Raw genomic sequence first — 768 nt, 5'->3', positions numbered from 1 at the left:
TGCCGTTACGCACCACCCCGTCAGTAGCTGAACAGGAGGGACAGCTGATAGAAACAGAAGCCACTGGAGCACCTCAAAAACACCATCATACACTAAATCAGTAAGTTGGCAGCATCACCCGGCGTTTGGACTATGTGGAGTTCAAGAGTGGGAAAGTTACAAGAGGTTGAGGGGATAATTAAAGGGATGCTTATGACATTAGATATCCGGATAGGTACGGATATCGTTGTTATTAAATCTAGTTCGTTGTTATTAAATCTAGTTTATACGTTAAGATGCAGCTACAGCAGAAATTGCCACTGTTAATTTTTTCATCGTGAGCCTTTTATTTGAACTATTATTTAAAAATGATGTCACTGCACTACAAATATTCATCCAATCAATGAGATTATTTCAAGATGTAAGTTTTAGTTTCTCATTTAAATTGTGAAGTAGATCCCTATCTTTATCTGAACTGTTTCTATTGCACACAATGTATGACTATTTTGTGAACGAATATAAATTTGGTAGTTAAATTATATTAAAGGTTGTTATTTATGATTGACTCATAATTTATTTATTTAATTTAAATAGCCTAGAAATAACCATGGAAATTATTTGCATGATGTTTGTTTAGATTTATTAATGTAATTGAGGTGGTTTTATTTAAGGAAGTTGCGATTAAGTGGTCCGCAGCTCCCGATATGACGCCCCAAACCGTCCTTTATCGACGTCCTGTGGCTCAATTTTCCAATTTTCAGCCCAAAATCGTCTCTTCGTGGCTGATTT

The 768-nt window shown here is 35.7% G+C and carries 1 protein-coding gene; it reads right to left on the bottom strand.

The features are described 5' to 3' along the window. Window positions 1-64 (bottom strand): IS1 family transposase (locus K0778_RS26605; RefSeq protein WP_001676991.1); only part of this gene is annotated, 64 nt, incomplete at its 3' end. Window positions 65-768: the final 704 nt, after the last annotated feature.

Source organism: Escherichia sp. XD33 (assembly GCF_019375075.1).
Taxonomy (GTDB): domain Bacteria; phylum Pseudomonadota; class Gammaproteobacteria; order Enterobacterales; family Enterobacteriaceae; genus Enterobacter; species Enterobacter flexneri_A.
This window is presented reverse-complemented; position numbering and strand designations above follow the sequence as displayed.